Raw genomic sequence first — 14,730 nt, forward strand, 5'->3', positions numbered from 1 at the left:
AACACTAACAAATAAGGTTTTATAAAATATTTCTATTATAACATTAAACAAACATAAAACATTTATTTTATTTATTGAGAGATTTCAAAGCTACAATCAAATCGATTTGGATTTTTCCTTATTAACGTTTTAAACAATGCCAAAATTATTTGGGACTTGTTTTCTAGCAAGGGCTTTTGGACTGAAACCCTATGTTAGTGTGAACTCATCGATTGAAACATATTTAAAACGCTTGTTTTAAGACTAAAGTTTATTAAATTAAATTGTTACCAATTACTTAAAATAAAGCAATTATCTTATGGCTCTATCCTAAACGTTTAATAAATTTACAATTCTGATATGTCAACATTGAATCAGATTTCACATTAGGTATAACCTGATTATTGTAGGTCATAAAATTAAGTAATTGATAATCTATGTTTGACACCTTTACATTTGTTAAATAAAATTTCAATGATTCTATGTGAAAATTTTCTACACTAATTTCATGAGTTCCAATAAGACCTATTTCTTTTTCTTCTACATATAAGCCAGTACTCAAATTTTCAACGGTAATAGTATTTTTTTGTGTGCTATATAATGAAAAAAGTGTGGTCAATTCAAATAATTCTGATAAATTGAATTTTGCTATCCTCTTTCCTCCCAAATATATTTAAATCTGACTTTTACTATTATTTATAAGTCCTTTAAAAGTTGTATCTATCAAATCATTTATTGTTCGAATATTATCAATATTTAATTTGTTAAAAAAATTAATATTTAATATAGCATCCTGTAATGGTTCGTTAAATTCATTTGCAACATTCTGAATTCTTTGCATTAAACTAGAATCCATTTTTAATTTATGAATTTGAAATGATTGACCATATAGTTTAACTCTCAGAATTCTTTCCATAAAATTAACACCAAAACTAATCACGAAACGAGACAATAAGTGTCGTTCATAGAAAATGTTAGTTTTTTTTATGAATAATAACTAACTTTCCTCAAAAGTATTTACAATAAAGAATATTTTAAACGACATATATTGACGTTTTAATTGATTATCTTTATCAATGAATATCACAATTAAAGGTACAATTGAATACAACCGAAATTAATATAAGACAACAATTAATTCTTAATAAATTAAGAAAAGGTAATTTTTCATTTGAGGAAATACTTGCCTATTTAGAAATTGAATCTGATTTGCAAAGTTTAGATTTAATTTTATCCAAAAGAACACTTCAACGAGATATAAACATAATTTACTCTATATATAGTGTTGAAATTATTTTTGACAGAAATATTAAAAAATATAGAATTGTAAATGATGAACAATCAGCAATACAGCAAAGGTTACTTGAAACGATGGACATTTATAACGCTTTAAGTTTAAAAGAAAAACTATCTAACAACTTAATTTTTGAGGCAAGAGAACCTCAAGGAACTCAGTTTATAAGTACTATTTTAAATGCAATTAAAAATCAAAAACAAATAAAGTTTTATTACTATAAATATTGGAATAAAAAGCCTGAACAAAGATTGATTGAGCCTAATGCGCTAAAAGAACATAGACAGCGTTGGTATATTGTTGGTAACGATGTTAATATTGAAAAACCTAGAATTTTTGGATTAGACAGAATTAAAAACCTTGAAACCACAGCAATAGATTTTAAATTAAATAAAATTGATGTTGCTGAAATGTTTAAAAATAGTTTTGGCATAATTTCACCTAATAACGACTCTCCAATTAATATTGAACTTACCTTTAATAGCTTTCAAGCCAAATATCTCAAAAGTTTACCTTTACATCATTCTCAAAAAATCATTAAAGAAAATGAAAAACAAGTTGTATTTTCACTTTTCTTAGTACCAACGTATGATTTTATAATGGAGTTACTATCTTTTGGAGCAGAATTAATTTATGTCGAACCAAAAATGTTAAGAGACAAAATTATAAATCATCATTTATCATCTCTAAGTGCTTTAAAAAAATTAAAAAATTATTAATGAAAAATGAACAATATTTATTATCACAAATACAACGTATTGTTGACGATGAGAATAAAATAAGAAAATCAAAAGAAGAAGATTTTAATATATTTTTAATTACAAATAAAACTTCTGATGAACGATATACCCATTCTGCTTTTATTGCAGAATTATTAAACCCTAAAGGTTCTCATCACAAAGGAGATGTTTTTCTTAAGAAGTTTGTTGAAATAATTAGTAAAAATATTCCTGATGAAAACCCACCTGAAAGGGTTGAACCAATTTTTAAAGAATATAGTTCTTATGAAATAATAGGTAAAACCATTGTGTCCAAAGAGATAAACATAGGACGACCTGTATATATTGACAAAAGTAACAAGGGTAATTCAATAGGAGGAAATATTGACATTTTATTAGAGCTTAATGGTTATTATATTGCTATTGAAAATAAAATATATGCTAATCTTCAAGAAAAACAAATTGAAAGATATAAAAACTATAAGCCAGACAAAAACATTGTCTTTTATTTAACTCTTGATGGTAGACCCGCAAAGGAGAAAGGAGTAACTATTAATAAAGATTACTATTGCATTAGTTATTATCGTGAAATTGATGAGTGGTTAATGGAATGCCATTTACTTTCAGCATCACAGCCAATTTTAAGAGAATCAATTAGGCAATATCAATTATTAATTCAAAAATTATCAGGGAAAATGAAATATTCTAAAGATGTACAAGAAGAAATATTAAAAAATTTTGAGGCAGCAGATAGCTTATACAGCAACTTTAATGGAGCTTTGAATGAAATTAAAAAGAACTTTAGAAATTCAATTATTGAAGCACTTAATAGGGAGCTTAAAGAGAAATTTATAGAAGAATTTGATGAGGCAAAAGAGTTTAATCCAATAGACAATAATTTTGCTAAAATTTATATAAAACACAAAAAATATAAAGATAATGCAAAAGTTTATTTTGCAATTGATTCCTTTAGTGGAAAGGGACATCCACAAAGAAATGGTATGCTTTATGGTGGTGTATTTGTTGAAAAAGGAAAGGAGAATATCGCAAAAATGATTAATCAAAAGAGTAGCTGGAATTGGTGGCCAATCGAAGTATGTCTTTTTAAAGATTCCTCCCTTCGGGATACATCAACACTAAAAAGTCTACATACAAATGAGAATAAAAGAGAAGAAGCTATAAATGAGATTACTAATACTATGATTACCTTTATTAAACAGTACAAAGATAGTGTGTTTAAAGCTAATCAAAAATACATACAAATATAACTAATTAGCAATTTCAATATCTGAAAAATAGAAACTAGATGGGTTATACTTTAACCTGAAATGATTTAACCAACCATTTCGATTTTTTGCGATAATAAATTCTGCTTGACCTTCTGTAGTTTTCCTATCCCATTCCCATTTATTTATACCATAGTATTCAGGTCGGTAGAGGAATGCTACAATATCTGCATATAGTTCAATTGAAGTTATTTTCCTTAAATCTGGTAGTTTAGGTCGTTTATTCTTTTTGCGTTTTTCAACTGTTTTCGGCAATTCCGAAAGAACAATTATTGGTAATTTCAACTCCTTTGCAAGTTTCTTTAAATTTCTAGAAATTATATCTATCTCTTGCCTACGATTAAATATAGACAGCTTTTGAAATGTCATTAACTGTAAATAATCAACAACTATTAATTTAATATTTTTTTCAGATTTTAATTGAATTACCTTCTGTTTTAAATCAGCTAAAGATATATAAGGAGTGTCATCTATAAATATAGGTGCCCTAGATAAATTTTTCAATTTATTTTTTAAACCGCACCAATCATTATCTCGTCCTAATAAATAATGATGAATTTTAGCTTCATATGAAATCATCATTTTCATATAATGAATATCGGATTTCTCTAAAGAGAATACCGCAACAGCCTGATTAAATTTAATTGTTGTGTTTAAAATCATTGATTTTGTAAATGCAGACATACCCATTCCTGGTCTTGCTGCAATCACTATTAATTGACCTGGTTGCCAACCGTTGGTAAATTCATCAATTTCAACAAAACCAGAAGGAACTCCACTGATTCCCTTATGCATAGCTTTATCTTTAATCTTTTGTAAAGCAATTTTCACTAATTTTTTTGAACTTTTCATTTCTTTTAAATTTTCAACAAAAAAAAGAAACATTTAAGCCAAAACTTGTCGTTGTATTTATCTGTTTTAGAATGATTTTATTTTTTAGAATATTTTTAACTGTTTCGGCTTCCCATATTGTATTTTTATTTCCTTTTGTTGGAATACCTTCATCATTTAAATAATTGGCAATTAATCTTGTACCATCACCAGCAAGATATTTATCAAATATTTCATTAACCAGAATTGGTTCTTCATCATCTTTATACGGTTTTGATGCTTTAGTAAAATAACCCAACGGGATATTACCATTTACTTTACCTTCTTCAGCATTCCTTTTTAATGATTTAATAGTTTCTTCAGATTGTGCTTTTGGTTTAAGTTCATCCACCATTGCCATAATTCCAAAATGAAAATAAACCATATAATCATTCAAATCACAATGACCTTTATCACCAAAGAATAAGTAAACATTATTATCTTTAATTGTATTGGCAAATTTCAATGCTACTTTACCACTTCTTGCAAGTCTATCTTGCTTACGCATTCATACAGAAGTGATTAAACCAGCTTCAATATCATCAGTTAGTTTTTTTAATTCTGGTCTTTTGGTATCATCCAATGTACCAGATTTTCCTTCACCATCATTATATATTTTGAAGTTATCAATATATTCTGGTAATTGACTTTTATATATGTTGGCTTGTTTTAATTGGTTTTCAATTGAATTATTATCATCATCATTTTTGATAATCATAAATATATACCAAGCATAGTTGGGTTATTTTTTTACATTTGCACTCAAATATAGGTAATTACATTTACCCACATAAAAACAGAACTTATAAATGACTTTTTTAGAAGAAATACAACGCAGACGAACTTTTGGTATTATTTCGCATCCCGATGCCGGTAAAACTACATTAACAGAAAAGTTATTACTTTTTGGTGGCGCAATACAAGAAGCTGGAGCAGTTAAAAATAATAAAATTAAAAAAGGTGCAACTTCCGATTTTATGGAAATTGAACGTCAACGTGGAATTTCTGTAGCCACTTCTGTATTGGCTTTTAATTATAAAGATAAAAAAATAAACATTTTAGATACACCTGGGCATAAAGATTTTGCTGAAGATACTTTTAGAACTTTAACCGCTGTAGACAGTGTTATTGTAGTAATTGACGTTGCTAAAGGTGTTGAGGAACAAACTGAAAAATTGGTACAAGTATGTAGAATGCGTAATATACCAATGATAGTTTTTATAAATAAATTAGACCGAGAAGGTAAAGATGCTTTTGATTTATTAGATGAAGTTGAGCAAAAACTAGGCTTACGCGTTTGTCCTTTAAGTTTCCCTATTGGTATGGGATATGATTTTAAAGGTATTTACAATATTTATGGAAAAAAATTAAATGTATATTCTGGAGATAATAAACAAACTGTTTCTACAGGAGTTGAATTTAATGATATTTCTGTTCCTGAATTAGATGAAAAAATAGGTGATAAAGCCGCTGAAACATTGCGTGAAGAATTAGAATTAGTTAACGAAGTTTACCCTCCTTTTGATAAAAAAGAATATTTAGAAGGTGAATTACAACCCGTATTCTTTGGTTCTGCATTAAATAATTTTGGTGTAAAAGAATTATTAGATTGTTTTATTGAAATTGCACCCTCTCCACAACCTAAAAAATCTGAAGAACGAGTAGTAGACTCTAAAGAAGAAAAATTAGCAGGATTTGTATTTAAAATACACGCAAATATGGATCCAAATCACAGAAATAGATTGGCATTTATAAAAATTGTATCAGGTACTTTTAAACGAAATGCTCCTTATTTACATGTGCGCTTAAATAAAAAAATGAAATTTTCTAGTCCTAACGCCTTTTTTGCTGAAAAGAAAGAAATTGTTGACGAATCTTTCCCTGGTGATATTGTTGGAATACAAGATACTGGTAACTTTAAAATTGGTGATACACTAACTGAAGGTGAACTTTTAAACTTTAAAGGAATACCTAGTTTTTCTCCAGAACATTTCCGCTATGTAAATAATGCAGACCCTTTAAAATCTAAACAATTATATAAAGGATTAGACCAATTAATGGATGAAGGTGTTGCTCAATTATTTACCTTAGATTTAAATGGAAGAAAAATAGTTGGTACTGTTGGTGCACTTCAATACGAGGTAATTCAATACCGTCTAGAACACGAATATGGCGCTAAATGTAGCTATGAAAATTTACCCGTACATAAAGCTTGTTGGGTACATCCAGAAGATCCTAAAAATGAAGAATTCAAAGAATTTAAACGAGTAAAACAACGCTTTTTAGCCAAAGACAAACAAGGTCAACTTGTATTTTTAGCAGATTCTGCATTTACAATTCAAATGACACAAAGTAAATACCCAACAGTTAAGTTATACTTTACAAGTGAACTTACATAAATTAGGGTTAAAACAAAATAATATTTAATTATAATTAGGGTGAGTTTTCTTACCCTTTTTTTATTTAAAAATGTAATTTCATTCCTTCATGTGAAGCTTTAAAACCTAAACTTTCATAAAACTTTATTGCTTTTGGTCTTTTTTTATCACTTGTTAATTGAAGTATAATCGCATTTTTTTCTTTAGACCTTTCAATAGCCCATTGAAATATTTGTTTACCAATACCCAAACCTCGTTTATCTTTTCTAACCTGAACAACTTCTATTTGCGCTCTTAATCCTCCGCAATAATTTAAGTATTGAATAAATGACAACTGAAATGTTCCAATTATTTCAGAATTTTCATCTTCAACAACCATAAGTTCTTGATTGTTATCCGCAGCAATTATTTTAAAAGCCTCTAAATATGATTTTGGTAACGGATTTGTAAAATGTTCTCTTTTCTCTCCAAGTTTATCATCTGAAATTATTTTAATTATTTCTGGTACATCTTTTTCTATTGCTCTTCTTATTTTCATATTCAATAAACTCTAATTTTTATTCAAACTTAATTGATTTTACAGGATCTATTTTAGTTATTAATAACGTTGGAACAATTAACATTAATAAACACAATAAAAGGGTGCAAATATTTAATAATAGTATATACCAAAAATCTAAATAAACCGGAGCTTCACTTACATAATAAGTCTCAGAATTTAATGTGATAAATCCTAAGTATTTTTGGGCTAATAAAATACCCAAACCTATTAAATTACCCCAAAAAAGACCTTTTAAAACTAAATAACCTGCATTGTATAAAAACACTTTTCTAATAGCAACGTTAGTACTTCCTAACGCTTTTAAAATCCCAATCATTTGTGTTCTTTCTAAAATTAAAACTAACAATGCAGTTATCATATTTATACCTGCAACCAAGACCATAATTACAATTATCAGATAGATATTATTATCAAAAAGACTAATCCATTCAAATATTCCAGGGTATTTTTCAATAATACTTTGACTATTTAAAGTTGATGCAGTTTCTTTATAAACTTGATTACTTTTTAATCCAATTTCATCAAAATTGGTAATTAAAACCTCAAAGCCTCCAACTTCATCTGTTGACCATCTATTCATTTTTTGAATATGGCGAATGTCTCCAATTACAAAATTTTCATCAAAATCTTGAAATCCAGAATTGTAAATACCAACAGCTTTTACAACTCTTAACCAAGGAGCTTTAGAAGGATCATCCTTAACAAATAATACATTAAACGTATCTCCTAAATTTATATGTAGTCTGTTAGAAATTTCTTTAGAAATCAATACATCATTTGTAACATCTCCCTTAAAATCTGGTATAGTTCCTTCAACCAAATACTCTTTAAAAAATGTCCAATCGTACTCTTTATCAACTCCTTTTAAAATAATCCCTTCAAAATCTGTTTCAGTTCTTATAATTCCACCTTTTGTTGCATAAGGTTGCACTTTTTTTATATTATCAACATTTTTAAATTCTGGATAAAAATCTTGATTTTTAGCAATAGGAATTAATGTAATTTCAGAATTATTATTATCGAAATTAGTAATTTGAATATGCCCATTAAATCCAGATAATTTTTCTCGTATTTTTTCCTGTAATCCAAAACCTGTTGCAATGGCAATCATCATAACAATAATTCCAACTGCAATTGCACTAATTGCAATTTTTATTATTGGTGATGAAATGCTACTTTTGTATTGCTTAGCAGCAATAATACGTTTTGCTATAAATAATTCGTAATTCAATTTTATACTTTATTTCTATGTCGACCAAAAATACATATTTCTTATTAGTTTTTTTGCAGTTTTTTAGTTTGATTTCATGCGGACAAACAAATACAGCTAATAACAATTCAAAAGCAATAAAAACTACTGAAGTTTCTTCAAAAGAAATTTTAACTGGTTCACAACAAACCGAGCTTTATTTGCCAATTTTAAAACAAAAAAACATTGCTATTGTTGCAAACCAAACTTCGGTAATTTTCAAAAAGAATAAATATACACATATTGTAGATAGTTTATTACAACTAAACATCTCAATTAAAAAAGTTTTTTCTCCTGAACACGGATTTAGAGGAAAAGCAGATGCTGCCGAACTAGTTGATGATGGAGTTGATAAAAAAACAGGAGTTCCTATTATTTCATTATACGGAAAAAACAAAAAACCTACAGCTGAACAATTAAAAGGTATTGATTTAGTTGTTTTCGACATTCAAGATGTTGGTGTACGTTTTTACACTTATATTTCTACCTTACATTATATTATGGAAGCTTGTGCAGAAAATAATATTCCTGTATTAGTTTTAGACAGACCAAATCCTAATGCGCATTATGTAGATGGACCAACTTTAAAAATGGAACATAAAAGTTTTGTTGGTATGCACCCTATTCCATTGGTTTATGGAATGACAATTGGTGAATATGCTAAAATGATTAATGGAGAAAATTGGTTAAAAAACAATGTTAAATGTAATTTAACAGTAATTCCATTAAAAAATTATACACATCAAATTCCATATCATTTACCAATACGTCCTTCACCAAATTTACCAAACGATCAATCTATAAATTTATATCCTAGTTTAGGTTTTTTTGAAGGTACTATAATAAATGCTGGACGTGGAACAGAAAATCAGTTTCAACAATATGGCGCTCCATTTTTTCCTAAAAGTGATTTTAGCTATACTCCACAACCCAACTTTGGATCTAAATCACCTAAGCATCAAAATAAATTATGCTACGGAGTAAATTTAAAAGAAATTGAAAAATTAAGTTCTGTAAATATCGAATATTTAGTAGACGCTTATAACAAAACGCCTAAAACTGAAAAATTCTTTGGAGCAACTTTTACTGTACATGCAGGAAATTTAGAATTAGAACAACAATTAAAAAATGGATTAACTGCCGAAGAAATCCATAACTCTTGGAAACCTGCTATTGAGAAATTTAAAAAAATAAGAGCGAAATACTTAATTTATGAATAAGTTTTAAAATTTAAAACAAAAAAATAGGCTATATTTTAAGATATAGCCTATTTTTTTTATTGTACTAAGTTTTAGTTATACATTTTTTCTCTCAATGCCTTAATTTTAGGATCTTCTAAATATTCATCAAAAGTAATAAATCTATCTATCACTCCTTTTGGTGTAATTTCAATTACTCTATTTGCTACGGTTTGTGCAAATTCGTGGTCATGAGTTGTAAAAATAACTGTTCCTTTAAAATTACTTAAAGAGTTATTAAATGCTTGAATTGTTTCTAAATCTAAGTGATTTGTAGGTTCATCTAACATCAATACATTAGCTCTCATCATCATCATTCTACTCATCATACATCTAACTTTTTCTCCTCCAGATAGCACATTGCATTGTTTTAAAGCTTCTTCCCCACTAAAAATCATTTTACCTAAAAAACCTCTTAAATAAACTTCTTCGCGTTCTTCCTCAGTTTTAGCATATTGACGTAACCAATCTACTAAATTTAAACTAGCATCTTTAAAAAAGTCTTGATTATCTAAAGGCAAGTATGATTGAGTTGTAGTAACTCCCCATTGAAATTTACCAGCATCTGCTTGAGCATTACCATTTAAAATTTCATAAAAAGCTGTTACCGCTCTAGAATTTTTTGAAATTAGCGCTACTTTATCTCCTCTATTTAAATTAAAATGAATATCATTAAATAATACTTCTTCTTCAGTTGCTTTAGATAAGTGCTCTACATTTAATATTTGATCTCCAGCTTCTCTTTCACGTTCAAAAATAATTGCAGGATATCTTCTACTCGATGGTTTAATTTCATCTACATTTAAACGTTCAATCATTTTTTTACGACTCGTTGCTTGTTTAGATTTAGCAACATTTGCAGAAAAACGACGTATAAACTCTTCTAATTCTTTCTTTTTATCTTCAGCTTTTTTACTTTGTTGAGCTCTTTGTTTAGCCGCTAACTGGCTACTTTCGTACCAAAAAGAATAGTTACCAGAATAATGTGTAATTTTTCCAAAATCAATATCAGAAATATGTGTACAAACTGCATCTAAAAAGTGACGGTCATGCGACACAACAATTACAGTATTATCGTAATTTGCCAAAAAGTTTTCTAACCAACCTATAGTTTCAAAATCTAAATCGTTTGTTGGCTCATCCATTATTAGTACATCAGGATTACCAAATAAAGCTTGCGCTAATAATACCCTTACTTTAGATTTCCCATCTAATTCAGCCATTAAAGTATAATGCATTTCTTCTTTAATACCTAAAGAAGATAATAATGTTGCAGCCTCACTTTCAGCATTCCAGCCTCCCATTTCTTCAAATTCTGCACCAAGTTCACCTGCTTTTACTCCATCAGCTTCAGAAAAATCTTCTTTAGCATAAATTGCATCCATCTCGTTTTTTATATCATACAGTTTTTTGTTTCCCATCATAACTGTATCTAATACAGGAAATTCGTCAAAAGCATAGTGGTCTTGAGATAATACCGACATACGTTTTCCTGGTTCTAAATGAACTTGACCAGATGTAGGTTCTATTTTATTTGAAATAATTTTTAGAAATGTTGATTTACCTGACCCATTTGCGCCAATTATTCCATAACAATTTCCAATTGTAAATTTTGTGTTTACTTCATCAAACAAAACACGTTTTCCAAATTGAACAGATAGATTTGATACTGAAAGCATTGTAATATTTATTTTTTTAAATTCCGTGCAAAAGTACTAAAATAGATTTACTATAAACATTTAATTCTAAGTAATATTTTTAATCAATTTTATGTTTAGATTTAACACCTTATTAACAAGTAATACATAAAGTTGTATGTATTTTTGTAGACAATTTATTAGTAATGAAATACTTTATAAGCTCCATATTAACTCTTTTTCTTTTTAGTTGTAATACAACTAAAAAAAATAATTCGTTAACATATTTTGGAGGGCAAATTATAAATCCACGTACAAATTTTGTACTCTTATTAAAAGATGATAAAGTAGTTGACACCTTACCTCTTAAAAAAAATAACAGATTTATTGCTGAATATAAAAACTTTTCCGAAGGTCTATATACATTTAAACACGCCAACGAATTTCAATACATTTATATAGAACCTAGCGATAGTATTTTAGTTAGGCTTAACACTTGGGACTTTGATGAATCAATAGTTTATTCTGGTAGAGGAAGTAGTAAAAATGAATTTTTAATAAATTTATTTTTACAAAATGAAAAAGAAGAACGTAAAATGTTTAAATATTTTAATTTAAACGAAACTGATTTTCAATTTAAAATAGACTCACTTGCTAATAAAAGACAAGCCATTTATGATGAATTTTCTAAAAACAGAGAAAACATTACTACGGGTTTTCAAAAATTAACAAATACAGCTATACACTTCCCTCTTTATAGATTAAAGGAATTGTACCCTCTTTATAATAAAAGAGCACATAGACTTAGAAATTTTCCTAAAGTTTCATCTGATTTTTATAAATTTAGAAAAGATGTTAATTTAAATGAAGCAAATTTCTTATCCTTTTATCCATACAGAAATTATGTAATTAATTACCTAATTAATTTAAGCTACCAACAAAAGGAAAAAGACAGTACCAAATCAGACATTACCATAAATTTATTAAATGCTATTGTCGAAAATGTAAAACTTGAAGAATTTAAAAACGCATTACTAAAAAGCATTGTAATAGATGATTTCTTAAAAAGTCAATCTACTTGTACTATTAACAACGAAACTTTAGATATTTTTTTAGAAAATTGTACAGATGAAACATATTTAACTCAAGTAAAAAACTTAGTTAACGACAGTAAATTTGTTGTAAATAAAAAACCTTTAGAAGATTTTAAAATTGTGTCTTATAACAATAAGAATTTAAATATTAATAAGGTAATAAAAAACAATAATGCTGTTATCTATTTTTGGTCAGCCGAACATATGTCTTTAGAATATTTAACAAACAGAATTCATTATTTAGAAAAGAAACACCCAAAAATACTGTTTGTAGGTATTAACATGCAACCAGACTCACGAGCATTTACTTCAGATCCCGATTTAAATTTGTTAGATTTAAAAAATCAATTTAAACTTACAAAAGACAGCTATGCACATAACTATTTAACAAGTAGTTACCCAAGAACAATTATGGTTAATAATAAAGGTATAGTTACTAATGGTTTTACCTATTTAGACAGTCAAAAATTTAGTTCTGAATTAAAAAAATTAGAAAAAAACTAATTTTTTTACGGTTGCATTGATTTTAAGTGTACCTTTGCACGTTTTTAACCGGTTTATAGATGGGCGTCTGTAAATCAATAATATATACAGAATGTCGACATTTAAAGAGTTAGGTCTTAATAATGATATTATTAAGGCTCTTACCGTTTTGGGATACGAAAATCCTACAGAAATTCAATCAAAAGCAATTCCTCAAGTACTAGCATCAACAGATGACTTAAAAGCATTTGCACAAACAGGTACTGGGAAAACAGCTGCTTTTAGCTTACCAATTCTAGAACAAATTGACCTAGAAAGTAAAGATACACAAGCTATTATTTTATCTCCAACTCGTGAATTAGCCTTACAAATTGCTAATAATATTGAAGAGTTTTCTAAATTTTCTAAAGGATGTAACGTAGCAGCAGTTTATGGTGGTGCTAATATTGAAGAACAAATTAGAAAACTTAAAAGAGGTGCTCAAATTGTAGTAGGTACACCTGGAAGAACAGTTGATTTAATTAATAGAAGACAATTAAAACTAGAAAATTTAAAATGGTTAGTTTTAGATGAAGCTGATGAAATGCTAAATATGGGTTTCAAAGATGAATTAGATAAAATTCTTGCTGTAACTCCTGAAGAAAAACAAACCTTATTATTTTCTGCAACCTTTCCAAGAGAAGTAGAAAGTATTGCAAAAAAATACTTACACAAACCAGTTGAAATTACTTCTGGAGAAAAAAATAAAGGATCAGATCAAGTTTCTCATCAATATTATGTTGTATCAGAAAGAAATAGATATGCTGCTTTAAAAAGAATAGCAGATGTAAATCCTTATATTTATAGCATTATTTTTTGTAGAACTCGTAGAGAAACTCAAGAAATTGCTGATAAATTAATTAAAGATGGTTACAATGCCGATTCTCTTCACGGAGATTTATCGCAAGCACAACGCGATAGCGTTATGGAAAAGTTCCGCAAAAAACACCTACAACTTTTAGTAGCTACAGATGTTGCTGCCAGAGGTTTAGATGTAAACGATTTAACTCACGTTATTAACCACAAATTACCAGATCAAATAGAATCTTATACTCACCGTAGTGGTAGAACTGGACGTGCAGGTAAAGAAGGTATTTCTATTGCAATTGTTACAGGTAGAGAAAAAGGAAAACTACGTCCAATTGAAAGAATTATTGGTAAAAAGTTTATAAGTACACCAGTTCCAACTGGGAAAGAAATTTGCCAAAATCAATTATTTAAATTAATTGATAAAGTACACGATATTAAAGTAAATGAAACAGAAATTAATGATTTCTTACCTTCTATTTATGAAAAATTAGAAGACTTAAGTCGTGAAGAATTAATTAAAAGATTTGTTTCATTAGAATTTAACACGTTCTTATCATATTACGAAAATGCTCCTGACTTAAATGACAGTGAACAAATGCGAAGAAATGATAGAGATAGTAGAGGAAAAAGAAGAGACGATGAAAATATGACTCGCTTCTTTATAAATATTGGAAGAAAAGACAGATTAAATCCTGCTAAACTTATTGGTCTAATTAACGACCAACAAATTGCAAAAAACATAGAAATTGGACAAATTGAAATTTTAGATACTTTCTCGTTTTTTGAATTAGATAAAAATTATAAAGATGAAACTATAGCTTCTTTCCAACAAAACGATGTAAATTTTGAAGGTAGAGGAGTAAATGTTGAAATTACTGAAAAAAAACGTTCTGGAAGAGGCGGCGGTAACAGCGGTGGAAGAAGAAGAAAAAGTAACGACCGAAATGAAAATAACCGAAGCGGTGGCGGAAGACGTAGAAGTAAAGATAGAAAAACTTCAGGTGGAGGCGATTTTAGCGGTTTTGGTAGAAAACGCGATAATTCAAATGGCTCTTCAAGAAGAAGAAAAGGATAGAACATATTTTTAAAGAT

14 protein-coding genes are annotated in these 14,730 nt (G+C 28.0%); 6 read left to right on the top strand and 8 right to left on the bottom strand.

What is annotated here, in order from left to right:
- Positions 1-304: 304 nt before the first annotated feature.
- Entirely contained in the window at positions 305-541 is a 237-nt protein-coding gene (locus MHL31_RS05195) for a hypothetical protein (RefSeq protein WP_240228017.1), read from the bottom strand.
- Positions 542-652: 111 nt separating this feature from the next.
- Positions 653-895: a hypothetical protein gene (locus MHL31_RS05200; RefSeq protein WP_240228018.1), complete on the bottom strand. Its 243-nt coding sequence runs from the start codon at positions 893-895 to the stop codon at positions 653-655.
- Between the two features lie 185 nt (positions 896-1,080).
- Here MHL31_RS05200 and MHL31_RS05205 point away from each other — a divergent pair, with 185 nt between their 5' ends.
- Together MHL31_RS05205 and MHL31_RS05210 are read left to right on the top strand one after the other, a co-directional pair.
- The gene (locus MHL31_RS05205; protein WP_240228019.1) at positions 1,081-1,992 is read left to right on the top strand and encodes a YafY family protein; all 912 of its coding nucleotides are present in this window, start codon (positions 1,081-1,083) and stop codon (positions 1,990-1,992) included.
- Positions 1,992-3,260 carry a PD-(D/E)XK nuclease family protein gene (locus MHL31_RS05210; protein WP_240228020.1) on the top strand — a complete coding sequence of 423 codons (1,269 nt, stop codon included), beginning with the start codon at positions 1,992-1,994 and terminating at the stop codon, positions 3,258-3,260. The genes MHL31_RS05205 and MHL31_RS05210 overlap by 1 nt, the downstream gene beginning before the upstream one ends.
- Here MHL31_RS05210 and MHL31_RS05215 read toward each other — a convergent pair whose 3' ends face one another.
- The 3 genes from MHL31_RS05215 to MHL31_RS05225 are packed head-to-tail and all read right to left on the bottom strand — an operon-like array spanning position 3,261 to position 4,866.
- On the bottom strand, positions 3,261-4,130 hold the full coding sequence (locus MHL31_RS05215; protein WP_240228021.1) for a DnaB-like helicase C-terminal domain-containing protein: 870 nt from the start codon (positions 4,128-4,130) through the stop codon (positions 3,261-3,263).
- A 13-nt stretch (positions 4,131-4,143) separates the two neighbouring features.
- Positions 4,144-4,656, bottom strand: coding sequence for a recombinase family protein (locus MHL31_RS05220; protein WP_240228022.1), 513 nt, complete (start codon positions 4,654-4,656; stop codon positions 4,144-4,146).
- A complete protein-coding gene (locus MHL31_RS05225) occupies positions 4,657-4,866 on the bottom strand; it encodes a phage major tail tube protein (RefSeq protein ID WP_240228023.1) in 210 nt (69 codons plus the stop codon). It lies immediately after the preceding gene.
- A 91-nt stretch (positions 4,867-4,957) separates the two neighbouring features.
- Between MHL31_RS05225 and MHL31_RS05230 the strand changes: the two genes are divergently transcribed.
- Positions 4,958-6,547, top strand: a complete 1,590-nt coding sequence (locus MHL31_RS05230; RefSeq protein ID WP_240228024.1) for a peptide chain release factor 3 — start codon at positions 4,958-4,960, stop codon at positions 6,545-6,547.
- Positions 6,548-6,611: 64 nt separating this feature from the next.
- On the opposite strand, the gene MHL31_RS05235 is transcribed toward MHL31_RS05230, so the two are convergent.
- Positions 6,612-7,064, bottom strand: a complete 453-nt coding sequence (locus MHL31_RS05235) for a GNAT family N-acetyltransferase (RefSeq protein WP_240228025.1) — start codon at positions 7,062-7,064, stop codon at positions 6,612-6,614.
- A gap of 19 nt (positions 7,065-7,083) precedes the next feature.
- Positions 7,084-8,319, bottom strand: a complete 1,236-nt coding sequence (locus tag MHL31_RS05240) for an ABC transporter permease (RefSeq protein WP_240228026.1) — start codon at positions 8,317-8,319, stop codon at positions 7,084-7,086.
- A gap of 17 nt (positions 8,320-8,336) precedes the next feature.
- Here MHL31_RS05240 and MHL31_RS05245 point away from each other — a divergent pair, with 17 nt between their 5' ends.
- Positions 8,337-9,557 (top strand): exo-beta-N-acetylmuramidase NamZ domain-containing protein, encoded by a 1,221-nt coding sequence (locus MHL31_RS05245; protein WP_240228027.1) that lies wholly within the window; start codon positions 8,337-8,339, stop codon positions 9,555-9,557.
- Positions 9,558-9,628: 71 nt separating this feature from the next.
- Here MHL31_RS05245 and MHL31_RS05250 read toward each other — a convergent pair whose 3' ends face one another.
- Positions 9,629-11,254, bottom strand: a complete 1,626-nt coding sequence (locus MHL31_RS05250) for an ABC-F family ATP-binding cassette domain-containing protein (protein ID WP_240228028.1) — start codon at positions 11,252-11,254, stop codon at positions 9,629-9,631.
- A 164-nt stretch (positions 11,255-11,418) separates the two neighbouring features.
- On the opposite strand from MHL31_RS05250, the gene MHL31_RS05255 reads away from it, so the two are divergent.
- A complete protein-coding gene (locus tag MHL31_RS05255; protein WP_240228029.1) occupies positions 11,419-12,810 on the top strand; it encodes a hypothetical protein in 1,392 nt (463 codons plus the stop codon).
- Between the two features lie 91 nt (positions 12,811-12,901).
- Positions 12,902-14,713 (top strand): DEAD/DEAH box helicase, encoded by a 1,812-nt coding sequence (locus MHL31_RS05260; RefSeq protein WP_240228030.1) that lies wholly within the window; start codon positions 12,902-12,904, stop codon positions 14,711-14,713.
- Positions 14,714-14,730: the final 17 nt, after the last annotated feature.

Source organism: Lutibacter sp. A80 (assembly GCF_022429645.1).
Classification (GTDB): Bacteria; Bacteroidota; Bacteroidia; order Flavobacteriales; family Flavobacteriaceae; genus Lutibacter.

Excerpts from the sequence above, each read along its gene's own strand:
- MHL31_RS05225 (WP_240228023.1), bottom strand. The coding sequence starts at position 4,866 with ATGATTATCAAAAATGATGATGATAATAATTCAATTGAAAACCAATTA.
- MHL31_RS05220 (WP_240228022.1), bottom strand. The coding sequence starts at position 4,656 with ATGCGTAAGCAAGATAGACTTGCAAGAAGTGGTAAAGTAGCATTGAAA.
- MHL31_RS05210 (WP_240228020.1), top strand. The coding sequence starts at position 1,992 with ATGAAAAATGAACAATATTTATTATCACAAATACAACGTATTGTTGAC.
- MHL31_RS05245 (WP_240228027.1), top strand. The coding sequence starts at position 8,337 with ATGTCGACCAAAAATACATATTTCTTATTAGTTTTTTTGCAGTTTTTT.
- MHL31_RS05235 (WP_240228025.1), bottom strand. The coding sequence starts at position 7,064 with ATGAAAATAAGAAGAGCAATAGAAAAAGATGTACCAGAAATAATTAAA.
- MHL31_RS05230 (WP_240228024.1), top strand. The coding sequence starts at position 4,958 with ATGACTTTTTTAGAAGAAATACAACGCAGACGAACTTTTGGTATTATT.
- MHL31_RS05200 (WP_240228018.1), bottom strand. The coding sequence starts at position 895 with ATGGAAAGAATTCTGAGAGTTAAACTATATGGTCAATCATTTCAAATT.
- MHL31_RS05215 (WP_240228021.1), bottom strand. The coding sequence starts at position 4,130 with ATGAAAAGTTCAAAAAAATTAGTGAAAATTGCTTTACAAAAGATTAAA.
- MHL31_RS05255 (WP_240228029.1), top strand. The coding sequence starts at position 11,419 with ATGAAATACTTTATAAGCTCCATATTAACTCTTTTTCTTTTTAGTTGT.
- MHL31_RS05250 (WP_240228028.1), bottom strand. The coding sequence starts at position 11,254 with ATGCTTTCAGTATCAAATCTATCTGTTCAATTTGGAAAACGTGTTTTG.
- MHL31_RS05260 (WP_240228030.1), top strand. The coding sequence starts at position 12,902 with ATGTCGACATTTAAAGAGTTAGGTCTTAATAATGATATTATTAAGGCT.